Consider the following 23,765-nt stretch of genomic DNA (forward strand, 5'->3'; position numbering starts at 1 on the left):
GCGGGGTGACCGGCCCTCCGGCATACCTGCCCACCAGGTGAGCCGACGGTTTGGCGAGGCGACCCGGGTGGGTATGCCGACCGCCATGAGCGCACAGGACCCCACCAACCAGATCCCGCCCCTGCAGGAGCCGCCGCTGGACGAGCCGCCGCCCGCCGCCGAGGAGGTGCCCTCGGACGCCGAGCGCGGTCAGCGCGGCCCGGCCTCGGACCAGACCGGGGCCGAGCAAACCGGCGTCGACGCCAGCGAGATGCTCGGCGCCGGGACCGGTCCCACGGACGGTCCCGTCAAGGACCCCGACGACTGGGTGACCGGCGACCAGCCGGCGACCGACGCCCAGAAGTCCTACCTCGACTCGCTGGCGCGGCAGGCGGGGGAGCAGATCCCCGCCGACCTCACCAAGGCCGAGGCGTCGGAGCACATCGATCGCCTCCAGGGCGCCACCGGGCGCGACCAGCAGGGACAGACGGGACAGACGGGACAGCAGGGCTGATCCGCCGCGGGTCTCAGGACGGCAGGCTCGGGGGTGCTGCCCACCACGGGCTGAGACCAGGGGGCCCTCGGCAGGAGGACCAGCGCGTTCCGGGGCAGAATGTCCTCCGACGGAGGGAGCGCGGATGTCGTTCGTGGACAGGGTCGATCGGTTCCAGCGGCGGCATCGCGGCATCGGTTTCCCGCTGGCGGTGATCTACAAGTTCTTCGACGACCAGGGCCCCTACCTCGGGGCGCTGATCACCTACTACGGCTTCCTATCGTTCTTCCCGCTCCTGCTGCTGCTGTCCTCGGTCCTCGGCTTCGTCCTGCAGGACCGGCCCGAGCTCGAGCAGCGGCTGCTCGAGTCGGCGCTGAGCCAGTTCCCGGTCATCGGCACCCAGCTGAGCACCCAAGGGCTGCAAGGGGACTGGAAGGCCATCGCCATCGGTCTGCTGGTCGCGCTGTATGGCGCCCTCGGGGTCGGCCAGGCGCTGCAGAACGCCCTCAACGTGTGCTGGGCGGTGCCCCGTAACCAGCGGCCCAACCCCTTCGTGTCGCGGGGGCGGTCGGTCCTGCTGATCGTCACCGCGGGACTGTTCCTCCTCGTCACGACCGTCATCTCGGGCATCGGCAGCTCGGCGTCGGCCTACGGCCTCGACCTGGGGTCGGCCGGGGCCTACCTGCTGACCGGGCTCGCCGTGGCGCTCAACGGCGGGATCTTCCTGCTGATCTTTCGCATCGCCACGGCCCACCCGATGCGGTGGCGCCGCTCCATCCCCGGGGCGCTGGCCGCGGCCGCGTGGTGGCAGACGCTGCAGACCGTCGGTACGGCCTACGTGTCCTTCGTGGTCAAGGGGTCCAGCGACGCCTATGGCGTGTTCGCGCTGGTCCTCGGCCTGATGGGCTGGGGCTTCCTGGCGGCGTGCGGCGTCGTCATGGCGATCGAGCTCAACGTGGTCCTGGCCAAGCGGCTGTGGCCCCGGGCGCTGCTCACGGTCTTCACCGACGACGTGGACCTGACCGAGGCCGACAAGAAGTACTACGAGGGCCTGGTCAACGCCAACCGGCTCAAGGGGTTCCAGCAGGTCGACGTGTCCTTCGAGAGGTCGCTCAAGGACATGGAGGACGAGTACTACGGCTCCGAGTAGCCGAGCCTGGGTAGCCGACCGGTCCAGAGCTGGGATCGGGGCTACTTCTGGTGGCCCTGACCACCAGGAGTAGCCCCGATGTCTCGACGCGGTCGCAGGCTCGGCGCCGCCGGAGACTCAGACGTCAGCGGCAGCCCGGGACGTGCTCGGCCAGCACCTCCAGGACGTGGCGGTAGGTGTGCCCGGTGGCGCGGGACATCCCGAGCTCGCAGGCGCGGTTGGCCGAGACGTAGGCGTCGAAGGACCGCCCCTCCAGCTCGTGCGCCTCGACGCGGGTGGCCGATGCCGTGAGCTCGGGGTGCAGCATCCCGCGGTCACCGGCGAAGCCGCAGCACCCCCAGTCGACGGGGACCACGACCTCCCGCGCGGCGGCCTGGGCGCACGTGACCAGGTCGTCGACCACGCCGAGGTGCACGGTCGAGCAGGTCGGGTGGACGGCGACGGTGCCCAGCGGGTCCGCGACCTCCACGCGAGGCAGGACCTCTTGGGCGACATACGACACGGCGTCGATCACCCGCACCCGACCCCACCGCTCGGCGTCCTCGGCCGGGAGGTGGTGGGCGAGGTCCACGAGGCCGTGGGTGCACGACGCGGCGTCGCAGACGACGGGCAGGCGGCCCTCGTCCGTGGCGCGCCACAGAGCGCGAAAGACCTTGCGGGACATGGCGTCCGCTCCCTCGGTGAGGCCCTTGGAGACCCACGGCGTGCCGCAGCACAGGCCCTGCAGCTCGTCGGGCACGACGGCGTCCAGCCCGGCCCGGCGGGTCAGGGCGAAGAACGCGTCGACGACCCCCGCGTCGGTCGACTCGTCCGAGGGCGCGAACAGCGAGCCGAGGCACGAGGAGAAGTAGACGAACGCCGCGCCCGTCGGGTGCTGGGGAGCGGGCCGGCGTGGCCCGCGGCCGGGCAGGTCGCTGCCGACCAGCGGCACGAGGTCCGGGTCGAGGACACGTCGCGCGGCGCCCGACAGGGCGGCCTTGACCGGTCCGGGCACCGTGTCGGCCACGGCGAGGGCGGCCCGCAGGGTCGTCATCGTGGTGCCCCAGCCCTCGGCCAGCCGGATGCCGCCCCGCTGGGTCCTCGGCGCGTGACGCTCGGCGCGGAAGGACTTCATGAACAGGCCGGTGTCGATGCCGACCGGGCAGGCCTTGACGCACAGCGAGTCGACGGCGCACGTGTCGACCGCCTCGTAGTCGTAGGCCTCACGGAGCTCGGCCGCCTGGTCGGCCGGCAGCCGCCCGAGGTCGCGCAGCAGCGTGATGCGCCGACGCGGCGTGGTGGTGAGATCCCGTGAGGGGCAGACCGGCTCGCAGTAGCCGCACTCCACGCAGCGGTCGACGGCCGGGTCGACCGCGGGCATGGTCTTGAGGTGGCGCAGGTGGGCGCCAGGGTCGTCGTCGAGCAGCGTGCCGGGGTTGAGCAGGCCCGTCGGGTCGGCGAGACGCTTGACCTCCTGCATGACGGCATAGAGCTCGTCGCCGAACTGCCGACGGACGTAGGGCGCCATGATCCGTCCGGTGCCGTGCTCGGCCTTGAGCGTGCCCTCGTGCCCGAGGACCAGGGACACCATCTCCTCCGTGAACGCCTCGTAGGTCTCGAGCGCGGCCGGGTCGTCCAGGCGTGGGTTGATCATGAAGTGCAGGTTGCCGTCCTTGGCGTGCCCGAAGGTGACGGCGTCGCCGTAGCCGTGGCGGCGGAAGGACTCGGTCAGGTCCGCGACCGTGGCGCTCAGCGACGCCAGCGGGACCGCGATGTCCTCCAGCAGGTTGGTCGTGCCCTGCGGGCGGGCGCCCGCGACCGAGGTGTAGAGCCCCTTGCGCAGGTGCCACAGGGCGGCGCGCTCGCGGGCGTCGCGGGTGAAGCTGGCCCGGTGGGGGAGCCCCAGGTCGGCCACCACCGCGTCGAGGTCGGTGATGCGACGGTCGAGCTCGGCGCTGTCGTCGGTCGTGGCCTCGACCAGCAGGGCGGCGTGCCGGTCCACGTCCAGACCCGAGAGCTCCGGACCTGCCTCGGGGTACTGCTGGACCACCCGCAGCGAAGCGGCGTCCAGCAGCTCCAGGGCCTTGGCGCCGGCCCCGACGAGGTCGCCGAGCGCGTCGGTGGCCTGGCCGATCTCGTCGACCACGAGCAGGGCGGTGGCGGCATACGGGCTGATGGGCACGGTCCGGAAGGTCGCCTCCGCCACCCAGCCGAGGGTGCCCTCGGACCCGACGACGAGGTGCTCGAGGATCCGCACCGGCTCGTCGTGGTCGACGAAGGAGTTGAGGCCGTAGCCCATGGTGTTCTTCATGGAGTACTGGTGGGCGATGCGGGCGAGCGACTCGGGGTTGCCGCGGACCCGGTCGCGCAGGGCGAGCAGGCCCTCCCACAGCGCCGGCTCGTCGCGGCGCAGCCGGTCGTCCGCGCCAGGCGCGCTCGTGTCGACGATCGTGCCGCTGGGCAGGACGAGGACCAGCGAGTCGAGGGTGCGGTAGGTGTTGAGCTCGGTGCCGCACTGCATGCCCGAGGAGTTGTTGGCGACGACCCCGCCCACGGTGCAGGCGATCTCGCTGGCCGGGTCCGGACCCAGGCGGCGTCGGTGCCGCGCCAGGTGACCGTTGACGGAGCGCAGGGTCGCGCCTGGCTGGCAGCGGACGCGCTCGCCGCCGTCGAGCACCTCGACGCCGCGGAAGTGGGTGCGGGTGTCGAGCAGGATGCCGTCCGAGAGGGCCTGCCCGGACAGGCTCGTCCCGCCGGAGCGGAAGGTCACGGGCACGCCGTCGGCGCGGGCGGCCGCGAGGGTGCGGGCGACGTCGTCGACGCTGCGGGCGGTCACCACGGCCTGCGGCGTCAGCAGGTAGTGCGACGCGTCGTGCGCCTTGGACACCCGGTCGACGAGGCGTCGCGAGGTGATCGGGCCGAGGGTGCTGTCCAGGGTGCTGGTCGTGACGGTCATCGGGGCCGACCTCCTCGTCGTTGTGGTCCTACTACTCTAGGCCGCGTATGACGTCCGCCCCGGCCCGAGGCGTCGGTTCGGCGCGCGGGCGGGCGTGGGCGCACCGGCGCGCCACGCCACCGGCGCCTAGGGTGGACGCCGTGAGCGACAACATCCTGGTCTCTGTCATCGGCGCCTCCGGGCGCATGGGTTCCACCGTCTGCGACGCGGTCGAGGCCGCCGAGGGGCTCGAGCTGGTCGGCCGCTTCGACGTGGGGGACGACCTGGGAGATCTCGCCGGCGCGGACGTGGTCGTGGAGTTCTCGCTGCCGGACGCCTCGCCCGCCAACGTCGCGCACTGCGTCGCGCAGGGGGTCCACGTCGTCGTGGGCACGACGGGCTGGAGCGAGTCCCGCCTGGAGGCGCTGCGCGGCCAGGTGGCCGCGGCCCCGGACGGGACCGGCGTGCTCATCGCCCCCAACTTCGCCATCGGCGCCATCCTCATGATGGCCTTCGTCGAGCGGGCGGCCCGCTTCTACGAGTCCGTCGAGGTGATCGAGCTGCACCACCCACGCAAGGTCGACGCCCCGTCGGGCACGGCCGCGCGGACGGCCGACCTGATCGGCGCCGCGCGCTCCGAGGCGGGGCTCGGAGAGGTGCCCGACGCGACGGAGCAGGACCCCGACGGCGCTCGCGGGGCGCGCGTGCACGGCGTGCCGGTCCACTCCGTGCGGCTGCGCGGCCTGGTCGCGCACCAGGAGGTGCTCTTCGGCGCCGAGGGGGAGCAGCTGACGATCCGCCACGACTCGTTCGACCGCGTGTCGTTCATGCCGGGCGTGGTCGAGGGCGTGCGCCAGGTCGGTTCCCACCCGGGCGTGACGGTCGGGCTCGAGCACTACCTCGGTCTCTGACAGCGGGTCCGCCGCCGCGGCGCCGAGTCCTGCGGCGGGCGGGGCGGCATACGGCTCAGGACCCGCACCCCCGATCACCGGAGGCGCGGGCAATGCTGGCTCGGATCCCTGCTGGCTCTGATCCCTGCTGGCTCTGATCCCTGCTGGCTCTGATCCCTGCCGGCTCGGATCAGCGACGCGCGACCGTGGTGGTCGGGGTCGCCGAGGTGCGGAGGTGCTTCTTGCCGTTCTTGCCCTTCTTGGCGGAGCCGGGCTCGCCCAGCGCCAGCGTGCCCACGGCGTGCGCCACGGCCTTGACGTTGATCGCGAGGGCCGCCTTGTTGGCGTTGCGCAGGGTGTCCTGCGCGGTGTGGTAGCCGGGGTCGTAGGCGACGCCGGCGGTCCCGCCGAAGAGCGTGGCCTCCTGCGCAGTCTTGAGACCGCCCGCACCGGTGAAGAGGCCGCCGACGGGCACTCCCGCCTCGAGGAACGGCAGCTGGTCGGAGCCGCCCTGCATCGGCGCCGCGACGTAGGGCTGGCCGCGGTCGTCGAAGTAGCCGGTGAACGCCCGCTGCAGACGGGCGGACCCCTGCGGCATCCACGCCTGCGTCGAGTCGTAGACGCCGATGATGTAGTTGGGCGACGCCAGCATGTCGAAGTTGAGGTAGCCGTTGATCTTGACCAGGGAGTCCACGTCGTTGTCCTGCAGGTCCTTGACGTAGTGCTCGGACCCGAGCAGCCCGAGCTCCTCGGCGCCCCACCAGGCGAAGCGGATCTTGTGCGCGGGCTTCTTGAGCTGGTTGGCCTGCTTGGCCACCTCGAGGACCGTGGCCGAGCCGCTGGCGTTGTCGTTGATGCCGGGCCCCTGCTGGACGCCGTCGAGGTGGGCCCCGACCATCAGCACGTCGTCGGCCGATCCGCCCTTGGTCTCGGCGAGGACGTTGAAGGTCCGGCGCTTCTCGATGATCTTGTCCAGGACGAAGCTCATCTGGACCGGCCCCTTGACCATGTCGGCCAGCAGCGCGTCGCCGTCCGCCTTGGTGATGCCGGTGGCCGGGGCGTAGTCGTCGGACGGCCCGCCGAGGGTGCCGTTGAGCGGACCGGGGGCGTTGTTGTAGATGAGGATGGCGGCGGCGCCCGCGGCCTTGGCGGCCTTGGCCTTCTCGCCGAAGGTGCACGTGCCCCGGGAGACGAGCGCGATCTTGGCGGTTGCGACGACCCCGTCCCACTCGGCGGCGGAGCAGCCGGTGGCGGTGCTGGGCGTCACGAGCTGGGCCTGCACCCCGGCCTTGGGGGTGCTCGGGCTGTAGGAGAAGGGGGTGTGGGTGACCGCCCGAGCGGTCGGTGAGAGCTCGTTGAGCGAGGTGGAGACGACCGAGTCGTAGGTGAACTCGAAGTACTGGCGGCGAGGCGTGAAGCCCGCGCCGCGCAGCTGCTTCTCGACATACTGCGCGGACAGCTCGTAGCCGCGCTCGCCGGCGGCGCGACGGCCCTGCGAGGCCATGGCGATGCGCTCGAAGGCGCTGAGGTGGGAGACCACGGCGCCGGGGTCGACCCGCGCGGCGAGGTCCGAGGGGGTGCGGGGCTTGGGGTCGGCGTGGGCCGCGGGTGCTGCGACGGTGGCGACAGCGGTGGCTGTCGCCAGGCTCAGGGTGAGGGCTCGGCGGGTGTGCATAGGTCCTCCAGAGGCGGGGAGCCACGCCGTCGTGGCCCCGGTCCGCCCGACCCTAGGGGGCTACTCGTGAGTCGGGGAGGCCTCCTGCACCTGGGATTCCCCTGGGAACACGCGCTGCTCGCGTCGCGGCGCCGTGCCAACCCGGGCGGATGTTCCTACCTCAGGCGGGCACATCGACCTGGCGTGCGAAGCCGGGCGGATGTGCCTACCTGAGGTAGGTCAGGAGGTGAGGAGGACGTGCAGGGTCCGCGGGCCGTGGACGCCCTCGACGCGGGACAGCTCGATGTCGCTGGTGGCGCTCGGCCCGCTGATCCAGGTGAGCGGGCGACCGGCGTGGGCCGCCTCGGTGAGCCGGGCCACCGCCTCGGGCACGTCCGACACGACCTGGTCCGCTCGCACGACGCAGACGTGCACGTCCGGCACGAGCGACAGGGCTCGGCGACCCTGGTCGGGACCGTGGTCAAGCATGATCGTGCCCGTCTCGGCCACACCCACGGACGCACCCGTCACCACCGCGTCGACGGCGTTGAGCTGGGCAGCCGTCAGGTCGGCGTCCTCGAGCAGCGACAGACCGGCGGACGCGATCGCGGCCCGCCACCCCTCGTCGAGCCCGTCGGGGAGCACGACCGTGTCGACGCCGTGGCGCTGCAGGGCTGCGGTCACGCGGGCCCCGACCTCGTCCGCGGCGCACCGCTCCACGACGGCCTTGTAGTCCTCGACCCGCTCCACGAACCGGCCGAGCAGGTCGTCCACCGGCGTCGGACGGGCGTACTCCCACGCCACCGGGACGTCGGCCTCGGGCGTCGAGCGCGGCACGTCCGCCAGCGCCGCCCGCACCCGCTCCAGGATCTGCTCCCTGCTCATCGCTGCTCTCCCTCGGGCTGCTCGGTGCTGCCGTGGGCACGCTGGTCGGACGCCCGGTGGGCATCGGTGGACGGGTCGCGCCCACGGTCGGCGGGGTCCCCGGCCGGCTGGTCGCCGTCACCGCGCTCGCGGGCCCACCAGTCGCGGAAGGACTCCGTCGGCAGCATCTGCACGTCCCGCGCGTTGGTCCACTTCGACGCCGGCCACGGCAGCGTCCCGAAGTGGTCGAACCGCGACCCCAGCACGCGCCCCGCCAGGCCGGAGCCCTTCATGGCGGCGCCCCAGCGGCGGTGGTCGGCCATCATCCACGACGCCGTCCGCATCACGCCGGCCTCGGAGTGCGGCATCCGGTCGGCCTTCTTGGCCTCGACGACCTTGCCGCGCATGTGGACCAGCATCTTCGGTATGTCGATGCGCACCGGGCACACGTCGAAACAGGCGCCGCACAGCGAGGAGGCGTACGGCAGCGACCGGTCGACGGCGGAGGCCGTGCCGCGGAGCTGCGGCGTCAGCACGGCGCCGATCGGCCCGGGATAGACCGAGCCGTAGGCGTGGCCGCCGACCTTCTCGTAGACGGGGCACACGTTGAGGCAGGCCGAGCAGCGGATGCAGCGCAGCGCGGTGCGCCCGAAGTCGTCGGCCAGCACCGTGGTGCGCCCATTGTCGAGCAGGACGACGTGCATCTGCTGCGGTCCGTCGCCGGGCGTCGGCCCCGTCCACAGCGAGGTGTAGGGGTTCATCCGCTCGGCCGTCGAGGACCGGGGGAGCAGCTGCAGGAAGACCTCGAGGTCGGCGAAGGTCGGCACGACCTTCTCGATCCCGACGACCGAGATCAGCGTCTCGGGGAGGGTGAGGCACATGCGGCCGTTGCCCTCGGACTCGACCACGCACAGCGTGCCCGTCTCGGCCACGGCGAAGTTCGCGCCGGAGATCGCGACCTTGGCCCGCAGGAACTTCTCCCGCAGGTGCAGGCGGGCGGCACCCGCGAGGTGGGCTGGCTCGGTGTCCAGGTCGTCCGGAGCCGGTCGCCCGTAGTCCGCCATCTCGTCGAGGAAGATCTCGCGGACCTCGGCGCGGTTGCGGTGGATGGCGGGGACGAGGAAGTGCGAGGGGCGGTCGTGCCCCAGCTGCACGATGAGCTCGGCCAGGTCGGTCTCCCAGGCGGCGATGCCCGCGGCCTCGAGGGCCTCGTTCATCTCGATCTCCTGGGTGGCCATGGACTTGACCTTGACCACCTCCGGGGGGACCTGACGCCCCTCGGGGTCCACCTGGGGCGGCTCGTCGCGCAGCGCGTCGCGCACCAGGCCGACGATGATCCGGTTGGCCTCCTCGGCGTCGCTCGCCCAGTGGACGGTCGTGCCGGCGCGGGTGAGGGACTCCTCGAGCTGCAGCAGGTAGTGGTCGAGGTGCCGCAGGGTGCGGTCCTTGATCTCCTCGCCAGCCACCCGCATCTGCTCCCAGTCGGGGCGCTCGGCGACGACGCGGGCGCGCTTGTCGCGGATGGTGGTCATCGCGTGGTGGAGGTTCTTGCGCTGCACGGGGTTCGCGAGCTCTCGGCGCGCCGCGGCCGGGAAGGGCGGTGAGTCGACGAGCTCGCCCGTGGGCGGCGCGGGGGTGAGGCGGTGGGCGGGCTTCGTCATACGAGCTCCTCCATGGACTCCTCGGTGCTGGCGAGCACCTCGGCCAGATGGATGGTGCGGATGCCGGTGCGCTGGCGGGCGAGCACGCCGCCGATGCTCATCAGGCAGCTGTTGTCGCCGGCGATGACGTACTCGGCGTCGGTGTCGGCGATGTGGCGGGCCTTGTCGGCGGTCATCGCGACCGAGACGTCGGAGTTCTTGAGCGCGAAGGTGCCGCCGAAGCCGCAGCAGCGGTCGGCGTCCGGCAGCTCGACCAGGTCGATGCCCCGGACCGCGCGCAGCAGCTGGTAGGGGCGGTCCCCGACCTTGGTGATGCGCAGCGAGTGGCAGGTGGGGTGGTAGGTCACCCGGTGCGGGAAGTAGGCGCCCACGTCGGTGACCCCAAGGACGTCGACGAGCAGCTCGGGCAGGTCGTAGGTCTTGGCCACGACGTCGGCCACGCGGCGCTGCAGCTCGGTGCTGCCCTCCCGCTCCGCCAGCATCGGGTGCTGCTCGCGGACGGACCCGATGCACGAGCCCGACGGGCCCACGACGTAGTCGTAGCGCTCGAACGCCGCGAGGAAGGTGTGGACCGTCGGCAGCGCCTCGTCGAGGTAGCCGGTGTTGGTGAACATCTGCCCGCAGCAGGTCTGCTCGCGCGGGAAGACGACCTCGCACCCCAGCCGCTCCAGCAGCCGGACCACGGCCTTGGGCGTGCTGGGATACATGGTGTCGTTGACGCAGGTGGCGAACAGCGCGACGGTCTTGCCCTCGCCCGGTCTGGTGGTCATCGTGCCTCCCTCGGTGGGTTCTTCGACGGTATGACGGACCCCGCCCGCCCGCTCGCCGGGGGACGTCTCGGGCGCGGCGGAGGTCACGGGAGCATCCAGGACAGGACCGGCGTGGACTGCAGGCCGACGAGCAGGCAGAGCACGACGAGCAGGCCGAGGCTCCACCAGATCACGCGGCGCAGGATCTCGGACTCGCGGCCGAGCAGGCCGACCGCCGTGGCCGCGATGGTGAGGTTCTGGGGGCTGACCATCTTGCCGACGACGCCGCCGGAGGTGTTGGCGGCGACGAGCAGGGTCGGGTCGATCCCGGCGTGCTTGCCGGCCGTCTGCTGCAGCGTCGCGAAGAGCGCGTTGGCGCTGGTGTCCGAGCCGGTGACGGCGGTGCCGAGCCAGCCGAGGACGGGGGAGAAGAACGCGAACGCGGCGCCGGTGCCCGCGATCCAGGTGCCGATCGTGATCGTCTGGCCCGACAGGTTCATGACATAGGCGAGGGACAGCACCGAGGCGATGGTGAGCATCGAGAAGCGCAGCTTGTGGGCGGTCTCGGTGAGCTGACGGACGGTGTCGCGGGCGCTGACCTTGTAGACGAGGGCGATGATCACCGTGCTGATCAGGAGCATCGTGCCGGGGCTGGACAGCCACTGGAAGGTGTAGACGGTGGAGCCGTTGACCTTGCCCGCCGCGTTGAGGACGTGCCCGTCGAGACCGGGCCAGGGGATCTTGACGTCCGTGCCGGCGAGCCAGGTCTTGACCGGGCCGACCAGCTTGGACAGGGAGAACACGGCGATCACGAGGAGGTAGGGGAACAGCGCCATCACGATGCGCGAGGCGGGCAGGTGGCTCGCGGCGGGCAGGTCGGAGGAGCTGGGCAGCTGGGCGCGCTGCTCGTCGGTCATGTCGGCGCGCTCCTGCTGCTTCTCGGCGCTCATGCGCTCGAGGGCGGCGTCGCGGCCCTCGGGCTGCCAGAAGCGGAGCATCACGACGGCGGCGGCGAGGCCGACCAGCGACGCGATGATGTCGGTGAGCTCGACCGAGACCCAGGTGGCGGAGATCCACTGCGCGACGGCGAACGCGACGCCGGTGACCAGGGCGATCGGCCAGGTCTGGCGCAGACCTCGGCGCCCGTCGGCCAGGAAGACGAGGAACAGCGGCACGAACAGCGCCAGCACCGGGGTCTGGTGACCGACGTAGGCGCCGATCTCCGTGTAGGGGATCTTGGTGAGGTTGCCGGCCGTGATGATGGGGATCGCGATGGCGCCGAACGCGACCGGGGCGGTGTTGGCCAGCAGGACCACGGTGGCGGCGCGCAGGGCCGAGAAGCCGACGGCCATGAGCATCACGCCGGTGATGGCGACCGGGGCGCCGAAGCCGGCGAGCGCCTCGAGCAGCCCGCCGAAGCAGAAGGCGATGAGGATCGCCTGGATGCGCGGGTCGTCGCTGATGATGTTGAACACCGCACGCAGGTCCTCGAACCGTCCGCTCACCACGGTGACCTGGTAGAGGACGATGGCGGTGAAGACGATCCAGACGATGGGGAAGAGCCCGAAGATCGCGCCCTCGGTCGCGGACAGCAGGGCCAGGCCGACGGGCATCTTGAAGGCCAGCACCGCGACGACCAGGGCGACGGCGAGGGCGGTCAGGCCGGCCACGTGGGCCTTCCACCGCAGGGCGCCGAGGGTCACGAAGATCGTGGCGAGGGGGAGGAGGGCCACGAGGGCCGACAGCAGGAGGCTGCCTCCGACGGGATCCAGGTCGGGGCGGAAGGTCATGGGAACTCCATCGTTCTCAGGTCGGGCGAGGGCTCGGCCGACACCTGTGGTCAGACCATTACCGCTCACTATGAGGTGTGGTCGGACCATTTGCAAGGGCTGCAACGCCATGAACGATCCACGCGACTGCGACAATGACCGACATGAAGGCCTACGAGTCCGTCGTGCACCACGTCGAGTCCGGCATCCTCGCCGGCTCGTTGCGGGTCGGTGCGCACCTCCCGCCCGAGCGCGACCTGGCCGTGGAGCTGGGCGTGAGCCGGTCGGCGGTCCGGGAGGGGATCCGCGCGCTGGAGGCCCAGGGGCTCGTCTCGTCCGCGGTCGGTGCCGGCAACGACGCGGGCACCCGCATCACCGACCAGCGCAGCGAGGCCCTCAGCAGGCTGCTGCGCCTGCACGTCGCGCTCGCGAAGTACCCCGTCGACGAGGTCGTCGAGGCCCGCGTGGCCCTGGAGCGGTCCAGCCTGGCGCTCGCCGCCCAGCGGCTCGACGAGGAGTCGCGGCTGCGGCTGCGGGGACTGCTGGACCGTATGGCGGAGCCCGACACCACCCAGGACGAGTTCAACGCGCTGGACACGGACTTCCACGTCGTCCTAGCGGAGGTGGGGCGCAACCGGCTGATGACCGACATGACGGTCGCCGTCCGCGAGTCGCTGCGGCGACCGATCCTCGACGCCGAGCGTTCGCTGGGGGACTGGGACGCGTTCCGGGGCGAGCTCCAGGAGCACCACGAGGCGATCTACGCGGCCGTCGTCGACGGTGACCAGCGGCGTGCGGCCGACCTGGTCGAGGCCCACATCCGCGCGGCATACGCGATCCTGCCGATCGTCCTCGACGGCGCCCCGGGGTCCACGGCCCCCGCCATTGGTCACCAATGACGTTCTCGGGGCCGTTTGGATCGTTCATATCCGCCACTGGTGACCAATGGCGCCGGGGCTTGGGGTGAGCTGCGTCCGCCGCGTCAGGCGAGGGCGGCGGCGAGGCGGATCTCGCGCAGCAGCTGCTCGTCCGTGTCGCCCTCGACGACGACGCGGTCGCGGTACGCGCTGTCGGGCGCGAAGCCCCCCGCCTCGAGGAAGCCTCGGGTGCCGGCGTCCTCGGCCGGGACCCAGGCGTAGGCGTGGGTGAATCCCGCGTCGCGCAGGAGGTCCACCACGGCGTTGAGCAGGCGTGAGCCGTGGCCCTGGTGTCGGGCGTCCGGGTGCACACCGAGCGTGAGGATCTCGCCGTCACCGTCCTCGGCGTCCGGGTCCTCGCACGGACCGAGCGCCGCGTAGCCCACCACCTGCGGCCCGGCGCACGACACGACGAGCACGTGCCGCGGCGACGGCGGCTGCTCCAGCGACGCCCGCCAGGCGCGGGCGAAGGGGAGGGGCTCGAAGCGCTCCAGCGTCTCCGCCGGCACCAGCCCCGCGAAGGCCTCCCGCCACACGGCCGACTGGACCGTGCCCACCGCCGGGGCGTCGTTGACGCGGGCCTGACGGACGCTGGCGTCGGCCGCGACGCCGGCCGACCCCTCGAGGGGGTGGTCATGCCCGTGCTCGTGCTGGTGCCCGTGCTGGTGGTCGTGCCCGTGCTGGTGGTCATGCTGGTGGTCGTGCCCGTGGTCGCTCACCGACCGATCCTCTCAGACCGACATGCGAGCTACTGACCGGTATCGTGACGCAGCACACCTCGACCGGGCCCCCAGCCCTTTGCGGGTGCCGTCGCGGGCGAGGATACTGAGGCCCATGTATGGCAACGACGTCATCGACCCGGACGAGCCGCTGAACGCGGCCGAGACCGACGACTACACCCAGGCCCGCGTGGCCTCGGCCGACGCGGACCGGGCCCCGGGTGACTCTGCGGCGTTCGACGAGCTCATCGCCCGGGACCTGCGGATCGAGCCCCGGGACGACATGCCGGACGGCTACCGGCAGACGCTCATCCGCCAGATCGCGCAGCACGCGCACTCCGAGATCATCGGGATGCAGCCCGAGGGCAACTGGATCACCCGGGCCCCCAGCCTGCGTCGCAAGGCCATCCTCATCGCCAAGGTGCAGGACGAGGCCGGGCACGGGCTCTACCTCTACTCCGCCGCGGAGACCCTCGGCGTCGACAAGTCCGAGCTGCTCGACAAGCTGCACGCCGGCAAGCAGAAGTACTCCTCCATCTTCAACTACCCGACGCTCACCTGGGCCGACGTGGGCGCCATCGGCTGGCTGGTCGACGGCGCGGCGATCATGAACCAGGTGCCGCTGTGCCGGTGCTCCTACGGCCCCTACAGCCGCGCGATGATCCGCGTCTGCAAGGAGGAGTCCTTCCACCAGCGGCAGGGCTTCGAGATCCTGTGGGTGCTCGCTCGTGGCACCGACGAGCAGAAGGCCATGGCCCAGGACGCCGCCAACCGGTGGTGGTGGCCGGCCCTGATGATGTTCGGCCCCGAGGACTCCGGCGAGGCGGCCCAGCAAGGCCACACCGCGCAGAACATGGCGTGGGGGATCAAGCGGTTCAGCAACGACGACCTGCGCCAGAAGTTCGTCGACATGACGGTCCCGCAGGCGCAGAAGCTCGGCATCACCCTCCCCGACCCCGACCTGCGCTGGAACGACGAGCGCGGCCACTGGGACTTCGGCCGGATCGACTGGGAGGAGTTCTGGCGGGTGCTCAAGGGCGACGGGCCGTGCAACGCCGAGCGAATGAGCAACCGGATCAAGGCTCACGAGGACGGGGCGTGGGTGCGAGAGGCCGCCAACGCGTATGCCGCCAAGCAGGCCTCCCGCTCGAAGAAGAGTGCCGCATGAGCGAGGCCACCTGGCCCCTGTTCGAGGTCTTCGTCCGCGCCAAGCGTGGTCTGTCCCACGTCCACGTGGGGTCCCTGCACGCGCCCGACGCGACGATGGCGCTCCACAACGCCCGCGACCTCTACACCCGTCGTCAGGAGGGCGTGTCGATCTGGGTCGTGGAGGCCGACAGCATCATGGCGTCCAGCCCGGACGAGCGCGGCTCCTTCTTCGACCCGAGCGCCGACAAGGTCTACCGCCACCCGACGTTCTACGACGTGCCGGAGGACGTGGAGTACCTATGAGCGCCAGCACCGTCGCGGGACCCTCGTCCCCGCCCCCTCCCGGCACGTCCGGGACTCTCGCCGACTACGTCCTCGGCCTCGCGGACGACGCCCTCGTCTACACCCAGCGCCTGGGGGAGTGGGTCGCCGACGCCCCCGCCATCGAGGAGGACATGGCGCTCGGCAACATCGCGCTCGACCTGCTCGGCCAGGCCCGCAGCCTGCTGACCTACGCCGGCTCGCTCGACGGGACCGGACGCTCCGAGGACGACCTCGCCTACCTGCGCGACGAGCGTGAGTTCCGCAGCGTCCACCTCGTCGAGATGGAGCGCGGCGACTTCGGCGTCGAGATGGCGCGGCTGCTGTGGTTCTCCACCACCCGCCTCGCGATCATGCAGCGGCTCGCGCGCTGCGAGGACGAGACCCTGCGCGGCGTCGCCGGCAAGGCCGTCAAGGAGCTGGCCTACCACCGCGACCACGCCCGCAACTGGGTCGTCCGCCTCGGCGACGGCACCGAGGAGTCGCACCGGCGGATGCAGAAGGCGCTCGCGGTCGTCGAGCCCTATGTTACCGAGCTGTTCGTCGACGACGACGCTGCCGTCGCGGCGGCGGGGTCCGGCGCCGGCGTGCGGCCGAGCGAGGTCGAGGACGAGGTGCGCTCGTATGTCGAGGGCGTGCTCGCCGAGGCGACGCTGCGTCCGGCCGACCCGTCCCGCTGGACGGCGCGGGACGGGCGCCGCGGCATCCACTCTCGGCCGATGGGCTACCTGCTCGCCGAGATGCAGCACATCGCGCGCTCGCACCCCGGCGCCACCTGGTGACGGCGATGCAGGCGGCGACGCGGCCCGGCAGCTCCGCGTCCACGCAGGTCGCGGACGCCATACGGGCCATCCCCGACCCCGAGATCCCGGTCATCTCCATCGACGACCTCGGCATCGTGCGGTCGGTCGAGGTCGACGAGGAGCGGCGCCTGGTGCGCGTCGTCATCAGCCCGACCTACTCCGGCTGCCCCGCCATGGGCCTGATCGAGGACCTCGTGCGCCACGAGGCGACGCGCGCCGGCCTGTCGGCGGAGGTCGTCACCCAGCTCTCGCCGGCGTGGAGCACCGACTGGATGAGCGAGCGCGGTCGGGAGCGGCTGCGCGAGTTCGGGATCGCCCCGCCCACCGCCGGCGCGGCCGGGGGCACCGACGGACCGGTGCCCGTGCAGCTGACCCGGCACCAGGTGCGCTGCCCCCGTTGTGGCAGCGACCAGACCACGGAGGTGGCCCGGTTCGGGTCCACCGCCTGCAAGGCGTTGCGCCGGTGCGACGCCTGTCGTGAGCCCTTCGACGAGTTCAAGGTGATCTGATGGCCCTGCTCAACAAGCCCGCGCGACACCGCCCCCAGTTCCACCCCCTCACGGTGGCCGACGTCGAGCCGCTCACCGATGACGCCGCGGCGATCACCTTCATCGTGCCGGACGACCTGCGCGACGAGTTCACCTTCGCGCCCGGCCAGCACCTCACGCTGCGCCTCGTCCGCGACGGTCAGGAGCAGCGCCGGTCCTACTCGATCTGCCTGTCCCGCAAGGCCGCTGCCGAGCGTGGCGTCCTGCGGGTCGCTGCCGGGCGGGTGGCCGGTGGCGCCGTCTCACCCTGGCTCATCGACGACGTGCGCCCCGGCGACACCATCGAGGTCATGCCGCCGCTGGGCTCCTTCGTCGTGCCGACGGACGCCGACCGGGCGCGCCACCACGTCGCGATCGCCGCCGGGTCGGGCATCACGCCGGTCCTGTCGCTGCTCACGACCGTCCTCGAGGAGGAGCCCGCGAGCCGGGTGACCCTGCTCTTCGGCAACCGGGCCACGAGCTCGATCATGTTCCTTGAGGAGCTCGAGGACCTCAAGAACCGCTACCGCAGCCGGTTCCAGCTCATGCACGTCCTGTCCCGCGAGGCCCGGGACGTCGACCTGTTCAGCGGACGGCTCGACGAGGAGCGGCTCCGCCGGATCTTCGACTCCCTCGTCCCCGTCGACACGGTCGACGAGTGGTACCTCTGCGGGCCCTTCTCCCTGGTCGAGAACGCCCGCGAGGTGCTGGCCACCGAAGGGGTCGACAAGGACCACGTGCACTTCGAGGTCTTCCACGTCGACGACGAGCCGCGGGCCGAGACCGACCCCGGGGTCGGGGCCGCGGGCGACCACACCGGCGTCCTCGCCCGGGTCACCGTCAACCTCGACGGACGCACGACCGAGATCGCCATGACCGACCCCGGCGAGACGATCCTGGCCGCGACCCTGCGGGCCCGTCCGGACGCGCCCTACTCCTGCACCGGTGGCGTGTGCGGCACCTGTCGCGCCCGCCTGGTCGAGGGCGAGGTCCGCATGGACCGCAACTACGCCCTCGAGGAGGACGAGGTCGCCGACGGCATCGTCCTCGCCTGCCAGTCGCACCCGGTCACCGACCACGTGCGGCTCGACTACGACGCGTGACCCGGCCCTTCCGCGCACCGCTCGCGCCGGGCTCGGTCGCCTCGTCGGTCGCGCTCGCCGCTGCCGCGGGCCTGGCGATCGCGGGGTGCCAGGGTGCGCCAAACCGTCCGCTGCCGACCACGGCGACCACCAGCGACGCCGGTGCCGGGTCCCCGACCGCGGCACCCACGACCAGCATCCCCGACCTCGGGGCGCCGAGCCTCGGTGACGTGGCGCCGGGCACGTCAGCGACCGGAGCACCCTCCGCGCCAGGGGGTGCGGTGGCGGGCGAGGCAGGGCGACTGGCCGCTGCCGCAGCGGGATTCGTCGCCGTGGCGAGCAGCGTGCGGGCGGTCGGCACGCTCAACGTCCAAGGGGCACCCATGACCTTCGACCTGCGCGGCACGAGGGACGGGCTGAGCGTCCGGGGCACCGTCTCCATGGGCGTGTCGGCGCCGTTCGAGCTCCTGCGCAGCGAGGGGCGCACGTTCGTGCGGTCCACGGCCCTGACGGGGGGAGCCCGGGGACGCTACGTGCAGCTGTCCGGGGCTGCGGCCAACCAACTCGCCGTCCTCAGCATCAGCGACATGCTGGACGCCTTCGAGGGGGCCGTGCGCGCCGCGACCGGTCGCACCTCGGTGGGCCGCACGTCCTACGAGGGCACCCAGGCCTACGAGCTGCGCTCCGGCGGCGCGACGACGGCGATCGTCGCCGCCGACGGGTCCGGGCGGCTGCTTCGGCTCAGCTCCTCCGCCCCGCGCACGGCCGGCACGGTCACCTTCAGCGAGTGGGACGCCGTGCCCCGCATCGTGCCGCCGGCGATCCGCGACGTGGCTCCGGTCCCGGGCGCCTGACCGCCCGTCAGTCGCCGACGGGCCCCGGGCCCACCGGCACGACCTGGTCGTCCGGACCGCCCGAGTGGTCGTCGTCCCTGCTGATGCGATAGAGGACGTGGTGGCACAGCTCGTTCGCGGGGTCGATCAGCGGGTGGTCGAAGTCGTCGGCGAGGGCGTGCCGCATGCCGATGCGCTGCATGACGGCACGCGAGCGCAGGTTGACCGACGGCGTGAAGGACACGATCTCCTGCAGCCCCAGCTCGTTGAAGCCCACGTCCAGGGCGGCGATGGCGGCCTCCGTCGCGTAGCCCTGACCCCAGGCCGACCGGACCAGGCGCCAGCCGATCTCGACGCACGGCGTGAACGCGGCCTCGAAGCTCGGCTGCGACAGTCCCGTCAGGCCGATGAACGCCCCGGTGCTCCGCTCCTCCAACGCCCAGAACCCCCAGCCGTGATCGTCGACGTGGGTGCGGGCCCGGCCGAGGAGCTCGTCGCTCGCGGCCCGGTCCAGCGGTGCGGGGAAGTAGGTCATGACCTCCGGGTCGGCGTTGAGCGACCCGAACGCCTCGGCGTCCTCGTCCCGCCAGGGCCGCAGGACCAGTCGCTCCGTCGTCCGTGACCGGCCGGGCTGCAGGTCGGGGATCCGGGTCGGTCGGGCGGCGGTCCGGTCGGGCTGGGATGGCGGTGGCGCGGTCGGCATACCGCCGAGACTAGCCATGCCGCGTCACCGAACTGATAAGAGTTCTCACCTGCATCTGGTGTGGCATACTCCGAGAACCAGCCCGACGGTGCCAGGAAGCCGGTGAGAGACCGGCGCGGTTGCGCCACTGTGACCTGGGTCCGCGAGGGACCCCGGGAGCCAGGAACTGCCTGTCGGGTCCACTGCGAGGGGGACGCGTGATCCCCGATCTCAAGGAGTGCGCAGATGCACATCGCCGAGGGCTATCTCCCCCCGTGGCACGCCGCCGCGTGGACCGCCGTCGCCACCCCGTTCGTCGTCCACGGAGCCCGCCAGGTCGTGCGCGAGGTCCGTGAGCATCCCGAGAGCCGCCTGCTGCTGGGGGCCGCCGGGGCGTTCACCTTCGTCCTGTCCGCGATCAAGCTCCCGTCGGTGACGGGCAGCTCCAGCCATCCCACCGGCACCGGGCTCGGCGCCGTCCTCTTCCGCCCGCCGGTCATGGCTCTCCTCGGCGGCATCGTCCTCGCCTTCCAGGCGCTGCTGCTCGCCCACGGGGGCATCACCACCTGGGGCGCCAACGTCATGAGCATGGCCGTCATCGGCCCCTGGGTCGGCTACGGGCTCTATGCCGTATGCCGTCGCGCCCGGCTGCCACTGCTGGTCGGCGTGTTCGCGGCGATGGCCGCGGCCGACCTGGCGACCTACCTGACGACCGCCTTCCAGCTCGCGCTGGCCCACCCCGATCCCGCGAGCGGGTTCCCCGGGGCGCTCGCGAAGTTCCTCGGCATCTTCGCCGTCACCCAGATCCCGCTGGCCCTGGCTGAGGGCTTCCTCGGGGTCCTGGCCTTCCGCGTCCTGCGGGACGTCGCGGCCCCCGAGCTGCGGCGCCTGGGCGTGCTGCCGCGCGAGGACACCGGATCGGTCGACGCTGACCGGCCGTCGTCGGGCTCGTCGGGCTCGTCGGGCTCGTCCGCTGCGGCCGTCACGACGGAGGCCTGAGCATGCGAGCGCGCCGACACCTGCTGACCGCCGCGTGCCTGCTGGCCCTCGTGGCGTTGTTCGCCGTCCCGCTGTGGCTGGACTCCCGGCGCACCGGGCCGGACGAGCGCTTCGTCGGGACGGACTCCGCCGCGACCAGCGCGATCGAGCAGACCCACCCGGACTACCAGCCGTGGTTCCGCAACCTCTTCGAGCCGAGCGGCGAGGTCGAGTCGGGCCTCTTCGCGCTGCAGGCCGCCGCCGGTGCGGGCGTCCTCGGTTATGCCGTCGGCTACCTGCGAGGACGCAAGAACCCCCGCCCGCAAGGCTCCGCCTGAGGTGGCCGGCCTGGCGATCGACGACGCCGCGTGGGCCGGCGCGTGGCGGACGCGAGCCGTCGGTGACAAGGCGCTGCTGAGCCTCGGGCTGGTGCTCGTCGCGCTGGTCCTGCCGCCGTGGCCCGCGTCGCCCCTGGTGGCCCTGACCAGCGTGATCGTCATGGTCGGGCCAGCGCGGGTGCCGCCGTCCCTGGTCCTGCGTGCCCTGCGCGCGCCGATGGCCTTCATCGTCGCCAGCGGGCTCTCGGTGGCGGTCAGCGTCGGCGCCCAGGCACCGGGCGAGGGAGGGGCCGGGCCGTCGGCATACGGCCGATGGGGTCCGCTCGCGGTCACCCCCGAGAGCCTCGAGGCAGCCGTCGGGCTGACCGCGCACGCCGTGGCCGGCACGCTCGCGGTGCTCGTCCTCGCCAGCACCACACCCATGGTCGACCTGCTCGCCGCGCTGCGCCGGCTGCGCGTCCCGGACGCGTGCGTGGAGGTGGCGTCGCTGACCTACCGCCTGCTGTTCGTCCTCATGGACGCCGTGCGCTCGATCCGCGAGGCCCAGGCCGGACGGCTCGGCTATCACGGGCATCGCGCCTCGCTCCGCTCGGCCGGGATGCTCACCGCCGCCGTGCTGACCCGGTCGTGGGACCGGGCCCGCCGGATGGAGGAGGGGCTCGCGGGTCGCGGCTACGAGTCCGCGCTGGTGACCCTGCCCCGCGAGCAGCAGCGGTCCGGTGGTTTCGTCGCCGTGAGCCTGGTCGTGCTGGCGCTCCTCGTCGCGTCCTCGATGGCGGTCTCCACGCTGGGGGGCGGGTCGTGAGCCACCGCGACGACTGCCGGCACCCTCCGCTCGCCGGGTCGGCCGAGCGGCTCGTGGCACGTGGGCTGCACGCCGCCTATCCCGGCGGACCTCCCGTGCTCGTCGGGGCGGACCTGCTGGTCAGGGCGGGGCGTCGCACGGCGCTGCTCGGCGCCAACGGCTCCGGCAAGACGACGCTGCTGCGCTGCCTGAGCGGTGGCCACCAGCCGTCGGGAGGCGAGGTGGCGGTCGACGGGGCACGGGTCGATTACTCCCGCAAGGGGCTTCGGTCCCACCGGCAGCGTGTGCAGCTCGTGCTGCAGGACCCTGACGACCAGCTGTTCAGCGCCGACGTCACCCAGGACGTGTCCTTCGGGCCGATGAACCTCGGGCTGCCCGTGGGTGAGGTTCGCGAGCGGGTGGCCGAGGCGCTCGCCCTGCTCGGCATCGAGCACCTGGCGGACCGGCCGACGCACCAGCTGTCCTACGGCGAGCGCAAGCGGGCCGCCACGGCAGGGGCCGTCGCCATGCGCCCGGCCGTGCTGCTGCTCGACGAGCCCACGGCGGGCCTGGACCCGGCCGGCGTCGAGGAGATGCTCGGCGCGCTGGCCCGGCTCGAGGAGCACGGCACCACCGTCGTGCTCGCCACCCACGAGGTCGACCTCGCGCTCGCGTGGGCCGACGAGGCCGCGGTCGTCGTGGACGGCGCGGTGACGCAGGGCCCGGTCGAGGAGGTCCTCGGCGACGACCTGCTCGTCGGCCGTGCCAGGCTGCGCCGACCGTGGGCGCTGGAGCTCGCCGACCGGCTCTCGGGGTCGGGCCTGCTCGACCCGGGCGTGCGGCCGCGCGACGTGGACGGGCTGGTCGCCGCGCTCGCGGGACGGACCGCGACCACGGCCTGAGGCCCGCACGTCTCCCGCCTCCCGGAACCGACGGGGCTGGTGCGTCGAGGGGACGCAGCTGGCTGGTGCGTCGAGGGGACGCAGCCGGCTGGTGCGTCGAGGGGACACAGATGTCGGGGACACGCCGTGCAGCGCGACGTTCGCGACCCCTCGCCACCCGCCGATGCTGCCCGAGCGCCCCAGCCCGTGCAGAGGGCGCCCGGTCAGCGCGGCCGGTCAGTCGCGCATGGCCTTGATGATCGCGACGGCCTGGGTGATCCGGTCGTGGCCACCCGGCTCGCGGGCGGCCCACCACGCGTTGTCCAGCTCGCGCAGGATCGTCCACGCGCGGGCCCGGGCGGGGTCGATGCCCGCCGCGTCGCACGCGTAGTCCACGCGGAACCGCAGGTGGTTGCGCAGGTTGTGCGCGCGGGCCGCCTCGTCCCAACGGTTCCACAGCAGCGGGGCGACGGTGAGGGCGAGCTCGCCGGCGACGGGCTTGGGGTCGATCGCCAGCCAGCCGTCGACCGTCCCGGCACGCGTCGTGCCCGGGTCGGGCACGCGCAGGACGTTGGCGTCGTGCAGGTCGCCGTGCACCAGCCGGGCGTCGACGCCGGGGTCGGCCGCGAGCTCGGCGGCCAGGTGGAGGCCCTGGTCCACGACGCGGGGCGGGACCGGTGGGGGTGAGGTCGTCAGTCGTTCGCGGATGCGCCCGCACCAGGCGCTGGCCGTGCCGAGACGCGCGATGGCGGGTCGGTCGAGGAGGGCGTGCAGGCGTCCCACCGTCTCGCAGGCGTCGAGGACGGGCTCGCGCCCCAGGTCTCGCTCCGGGTCGAGCCGTTCGAGCAGCAGGGCCCAGCGCGCGGGGTCGGCCGCCAGCAGCCGCACCGCGCCGGACCCGTCCCACGCGCGCAGGGCCAGGTGCTCGTGCGCGGCCTCCGCGTGCGGCCAGCTCACCTTGAGGGCGGCCGGTGCTCCCCGGCGCAGGACGGGTATGACGACCGCGCACTGCCCGTGGCGGGGTCGCCCGTCCACGGCGAGGTCCTGCTCCGCGAGCAGCTCGTCGAGGACGCCGGGCAGGCGTCGCAGCCAGGTGTCGCCGTCGACCGCGTCCCGGACCGACTCGTCCGCCGGGCGGCCGGCCATCAGGGCGGTCAGCGAGGGAGGGACGAGGTCGCGGGTCGTGTCGCTCACGAGGCCAGCCCCGGGAAGGCCCGCAGCGGCACCCCCCACGCAGCCCCGGCCGTCACGGTGTCGACGACCAGCCGGGTCGTGGTGGTCACCGCCTCGGACGACCCCGATCCCGCGGACCACGTCTTCCCGCACGCCGTCTCGAGCGTGGTGAGGGCGTGGGTGACGAGCCGACGGGCGGCCGCCGCGTCGCGCACGGGGAAGGGCAGGGGATAGCCGGCCGGCGGCGCCCCGGTCGAGGCGCCCCGCGACTTGAGGCGCACCACGACGCCCGCCACCCGGTCCAGCTCTGTCGCGAAGGGGGCGCGGGCCTCGGCCGGCGTGCGGGCGGCGGCCCCCTCCAGGTGGTAGCGCGCCCGCCGGTGCGCCGCCAGCAACCCGGCGTCCGCGGGCGAGGCGGTCTCGCCCCAGGCCGGCCAGGACGGGGGCGCCCCCAG

24 protein-coding genes are annotated in these 23,765 nt (G+C 72.8%); 14 read left to right on the forward strand and 10 right to left on the reverse strand.

Annotation, left to right across the window (positions count from 1 at the left end; translation table 11 throughout):
- Nucleotides 1–85: 85 nt before the first annotated feature.
- On the forward strand, nucleotides 86–493 hold the full coding sequence (locus B2P18_RS18850; RefSeq protein WP_376783734.1) for a DUF3072 domain-containing protein: 408 nt from the start codon (nucleotides 86–88) through the stop codon (nucleotides 491–493).
- Between the two features lie 124 nt (nucleotides 494–617).
- Complete coding sequence (locus B2P18_RS03495; protein WP_286955855.1) at nucleotides 618–1,622, forward strand: YihY/virulence factor BrkB family protein; 1,005 nt, start codon at nucleotides 618–620, stop codon at nucleotides 1,620–1,622.
- A 124-nt stretch (nucleotides 1,623–1,746) separates the two neighbouring features.
- Here the strand turns inward: B2P18_RS03495 and B2P18_RS03500 are convergent, their stop codons facing one another.
- A complete protein-coding gene (locus B2P18_RS03500) occupies nucleotides 1,747–4,557 on the reverse strand; it encodes an FAD-binding and (Fe-S)-binding domain-containing protein (protein ID WP_029211194.1) in 2,811 nt (936 codons plus the stop codon).
- A gap of 140 nt (nucleotides 4,558–4,697) precedes the next feature.
- Here B2P18_RS03500 and dapB point away from each other — a divergent pair, with 140 nt between their 5' ends.
- The gene (gene dapB / locus B2P18_RS03505) at nucleotides 4,698–5,447 is read left to right on the forward strand and encodes a 4-hydroxy-tetrahydrodipicolinate reductase (protein WP_029211195.1); all 750 of its coding nucleotides are present in this window, start codon (nucleotides 4,698–4,700) and stop codon (nucleotides 5,445–5,447) included.
- Between the two features lie 169 nt (nucleotides 5,448–5,616).
- On the opposite strand, the gene B2P18_RS03510 is transcribed toward dapB, so the two are convergent.
- From B2P18_RS03510 to B2P18_RS03530, 5 genes are all read right to left on the reverse strand, one after another.
- Nucleotides 5,617–7,101, reverse strand: coding sequence for a M20/M25/M40 family metallo-hydrolase (locus tag B2P18_RS03510; protein ID WP_286955857.1), 1,485 nt, complete (start codon nucleotides 7,099–7,101; stop codon nucleotides 5,617–5,619).
- A 219-nt stretch (nucleotides 7,102–7,320) separates the two neighbouring features.
- A complete protein-coding gene (locus B2P18_RS03515; protein ID WP_029211197.1) occupies nucleotides 7,321–7,965 on the reverse strand; it encodes a LutC/YkgG family protein in 645 nt (214 codons plus the stop codon).
- Nucleotides 7,962–9,605: a lactate utilization protein B gene (locus B2P18_RS03520; protein ID WP_029211198.1), complete on the reverse strand. Its 1,644-nt coding sequence runs from the start codon at nucleotides 9,603–9,605 to the stop codon at nucleotides 7,962–7,964. Before B2P18_RS03520 ends, B2P18_RS03515 begins: the two co-directional genes overlap by 4 nt.
- Entirely contained in the window at nucleotides 9,602–10,375 is a 774-nt protein-coding gene (locus tag B2P18_RS03525) for a (Fe-S)-binding protein (protein WP_239261743.1), read from the reverse strand. Before B2P18_RS03525 ends, B2P18_RS03520 begins: the two co-directional genes overlap by 4 nt.
- 83 nt (nucleotides 10,376–10,458) lie before the next feature.
- Complete coding sequence (locus B2P18_RS03530; RefSeq protein ID WP_019284227.1) at nucleotides 10,459–12,144, reverse strand: L-lactate permease; 1,686 nt, start codon at nucleotides 12,142–12,144, stop codon at nucleotides 10,459–10,461.
- Nucleotides 12,145–12,287: 143 nt separating this feature from the next.
- On the opposite strand from B2P18_RS03530, the gene B2P18_RS03535 reads away from it, so the two are divergent.
- Nucleotides 12,288–13,022, forward strand: a complete 735-nt coding sequence (locus B2P18_RS03535) for a FadR/GntR family transcriptional regulator (protein ID WP_286955860.1) — start codon at nucleotides 12,288–12,290, stop codon at nucleotides 13,020–13,022.
- Between the two features lie 83 nt (nucleotides 13,023–13,105).
- On the opposite strand, the gene B2P18_RS03540 is transcribed toward B2P18_RS03535, so the two are convergent.
- Nucleotides 13,106–13,759 carry a GNAT family N-acetyltransferase gene (locus B2P18_RS03540; RefSeq protein ID WP_286955861.1) on the reverse strand — a complete coding sequence of 218 codons (654 nt, stop codon included), beginning with the start codon at nucleotides 13,757–13,759 and terminating at the stop codon, nucleotides 13,106–13,108.
- A gap of 115 nt (nucleotides 13,760–13,874) precedes the next feature.
- On the opposite strand from B2P18_RS03540, the gene paaA reads away from it, so the two are divergent.
- The 6 genes from paaA to B2P18_RS03570 are packed head-to-tail and all read left to right on the forward strand — an operon-like array spanning nucleotide 13,875 to nucleotide 18,495.
- Nucleotides 13,875–14,927: a 1,2-phenylacetyl-CoA epoxidase subunit PaaA gene (gene paaA, locus B2P18_RS03545; RefSeq protein ID WP_286955862.1), complete on the forward strand. Its 1,053-nt coding sequence runs from the start codon at nucleotides 13,875–13,877 to the stop codon at nucleotides 14,925–14,927.
- On the forward strand, nucleotides 14,924–15,211 hold the full coding sequence (gene paaB / locus B2P18_RS03550) for a 1,2-phenylacetyl-CoA epoxidase subunit PaaB (RefSeq protein WP_286955864.1): 288 nt from the start codon (nucleotides 14,924–14,926) through the stop codon (nucleotides 15,209–15,211). Before paaA ends, paaB begins: the two co-directional genes overlap by 4 nt.
- The gene (gene paaC, locus B2P18_RS03555) at nucleotides 15,208–16,011 is read left to right on the forward strand and encodes a 1,2-phenylacetyl-CoA epoxidase subunit PaaC (RefSeq protein WP_286955866.1); all 804 of its coding nucleotides are present in this window, start codon (nucleotides 15,208–15,210) and stop codon (nucleotides 16,009–16,011) included. Before paaB ends, paaC begins: the two co-directional genes overlap by 4 nt.
- A gap of 5 nt (nucleotides 16,012–16,016) precedes the next feature.
- Nucleotides 16,017–16,541, forward strand: coding sequence for a 1,2-phenylacetyl-CoA epoxidase subunit PaaD (paaD, locus tag B2P18_RS03560; RefSeq protein ID WP_286955879.1), 525 nt, complete (start codon nucleotides 16,017–16,019; stop codon nucleotides 16,539–16,541).
- Nucleotides 16,541–17,662, forward strand: a complete 1,122-nt coding sequence (gene paaE, locus B2P18_RS03565; protein ID WP_019284234.1) for a 1,2-phenylacetyl-CoA epoxidase subunit PaaE — start codon at nucleotides 16,541–16,543, stop codon at nucleotides 17,660–17,662. The genes paaD and paaE overlap by 1 nt, the downstream gene beginning before the upstream one ends.
- Nucleotides 17,659–18,495 (forward strand): hypothetical protein, encoded by an 837-nt coding sequence (locus B2P18_RS03570; RefSeq protein ID WP_286955868.1) that lies wholly within the window; start codon nucleotides 17,659–17,661, stop codon nucleotides 18,493–18,495. The genes paaE and B2P18_RS03570 overlap by 4 nt, the downstream gene beginning before the upstream one ends.
- 7 nt (nucleotides 18,496–18,502) lie before the next feature.
- Here B2P18_RS03570 and B2P18_RS03575 read toward each other — a convergent pair whose 3' ends face one another.
- Nucleotides 18,503–19,177, reverse strand: a complete 675-nt coding sequence (locus B2P18_RS03575) for a GNAT family N-acetyltransferase (protein ID WP_029211207.1) — start codon at nucleotides 19,175–19,177, stop codon at nucleotides 18,503–18,505.
- Nucleotides 19,178–19,402: 225 nt separating this feature from the next.
- On the opposite strand from B2P18_RS03575, the gene B2P18_RS03580 reads away from it, so the two are divergent.
- Genes B2P18_RS03580 through B2P18_RS03595 form a run of 4 tightly spaced genes read left to right on the forward strand, consistent with a single transcriptional unit; the run spans nucleotide 19,403 to nucleotide 22,158 of the window.
- Complete coding sequence (locus tag B2P18_RS03580; RefSeq protein ID WP_286955871.1) at nucleotides 19,403–20,155, forward strand: energy-coupling factor ABC transporter permease; 753 nt, start codon at nucleotides 19,403–19,405, stop codon at nucleotides 20,153–20,155.
- 2 nt (nucleotides 20,156–20,157) lie between these two features.
- The gene (locus tag B2P18_RS03585) at nucleotides 20,158–20,472 is read left to right on the forward strand and encodes an energy-coupling factor ABC transporter substrate-binding protein (protein WP_029211209.1); all 315 of its coding nucleotides are present in this window, start codon (nucleotides 20,158–20,160) and stop codon (nucleotides 20,470–20,472) included.
- A gap of 1 nt (nucleotide 20,473) precedes the next feature.
- A complete protein-coding gene (cbiQ, locus tag B2P18_RS03590; protein ID WP_029211210.1) occupies nucleotides 20,474–21,277 on the forward strand; it encodes a cobalt ECF transporter T component CbiQ in 804 nt (267 codons plus the stop codon).
- Nucleotides 21,274–22,158 carry an energy-coupling factor ABC transporter ATP-binding protein gene (locus B2P18_RS03595; protein WP_286955874.1) on the forward strand — a complete coding sequence of 295 codons (885 nt, stop codon included), beginning with the start codon at nucleotides 21,274–21,276 and terminating at the stop codon, nucleotides 22,156–22,158. Before cbiQ ends, B2P18_RS03595 begins: the two co-directional genes overlap by 4 nt.
- A 216-nt stretch (nucleotides 22,159–22,374) precedes the next feature.
- Here the strand turns inward: B2P18_RS03595 and B2P18_RS03600 are convergent, their stop codons facing one another.
- Complete coding sequence (locus B2P18_RS03600) at nucleotides 22,375–23,331, reverse strand: aminoglycoside phosphotransferase family protein (RefSeq protein WP_156911242.1); 957 nt, start codon at nucleotides 23,329–23,331, stop codon at nucleotides 22,375–22,377.
- Nucleotides 23,328–23,765, reverse strand: a 438-nt coding sequence (locus B2P18_RS03605; RefSeq protein ID WP_286955876.1) for a DUF4439 domain-containing protein, incomplete at its 5' end; no start/stop codon positions are given. The genes B2P18_RS03605 and B2P18_RS03600, both read right to left, overlap by 4 nt.

Source organism: Arsenicicoccus sp. UBA2120 (assembly GCF_002330965.1).
Classification (GTDB): domain Bacteria; phylum Actinomycetota; class Actinomycetes; order Actinomycetales; family Dermatophilaceae; genus Arsenicicoccus; species Arsenicicoccus bolidensis.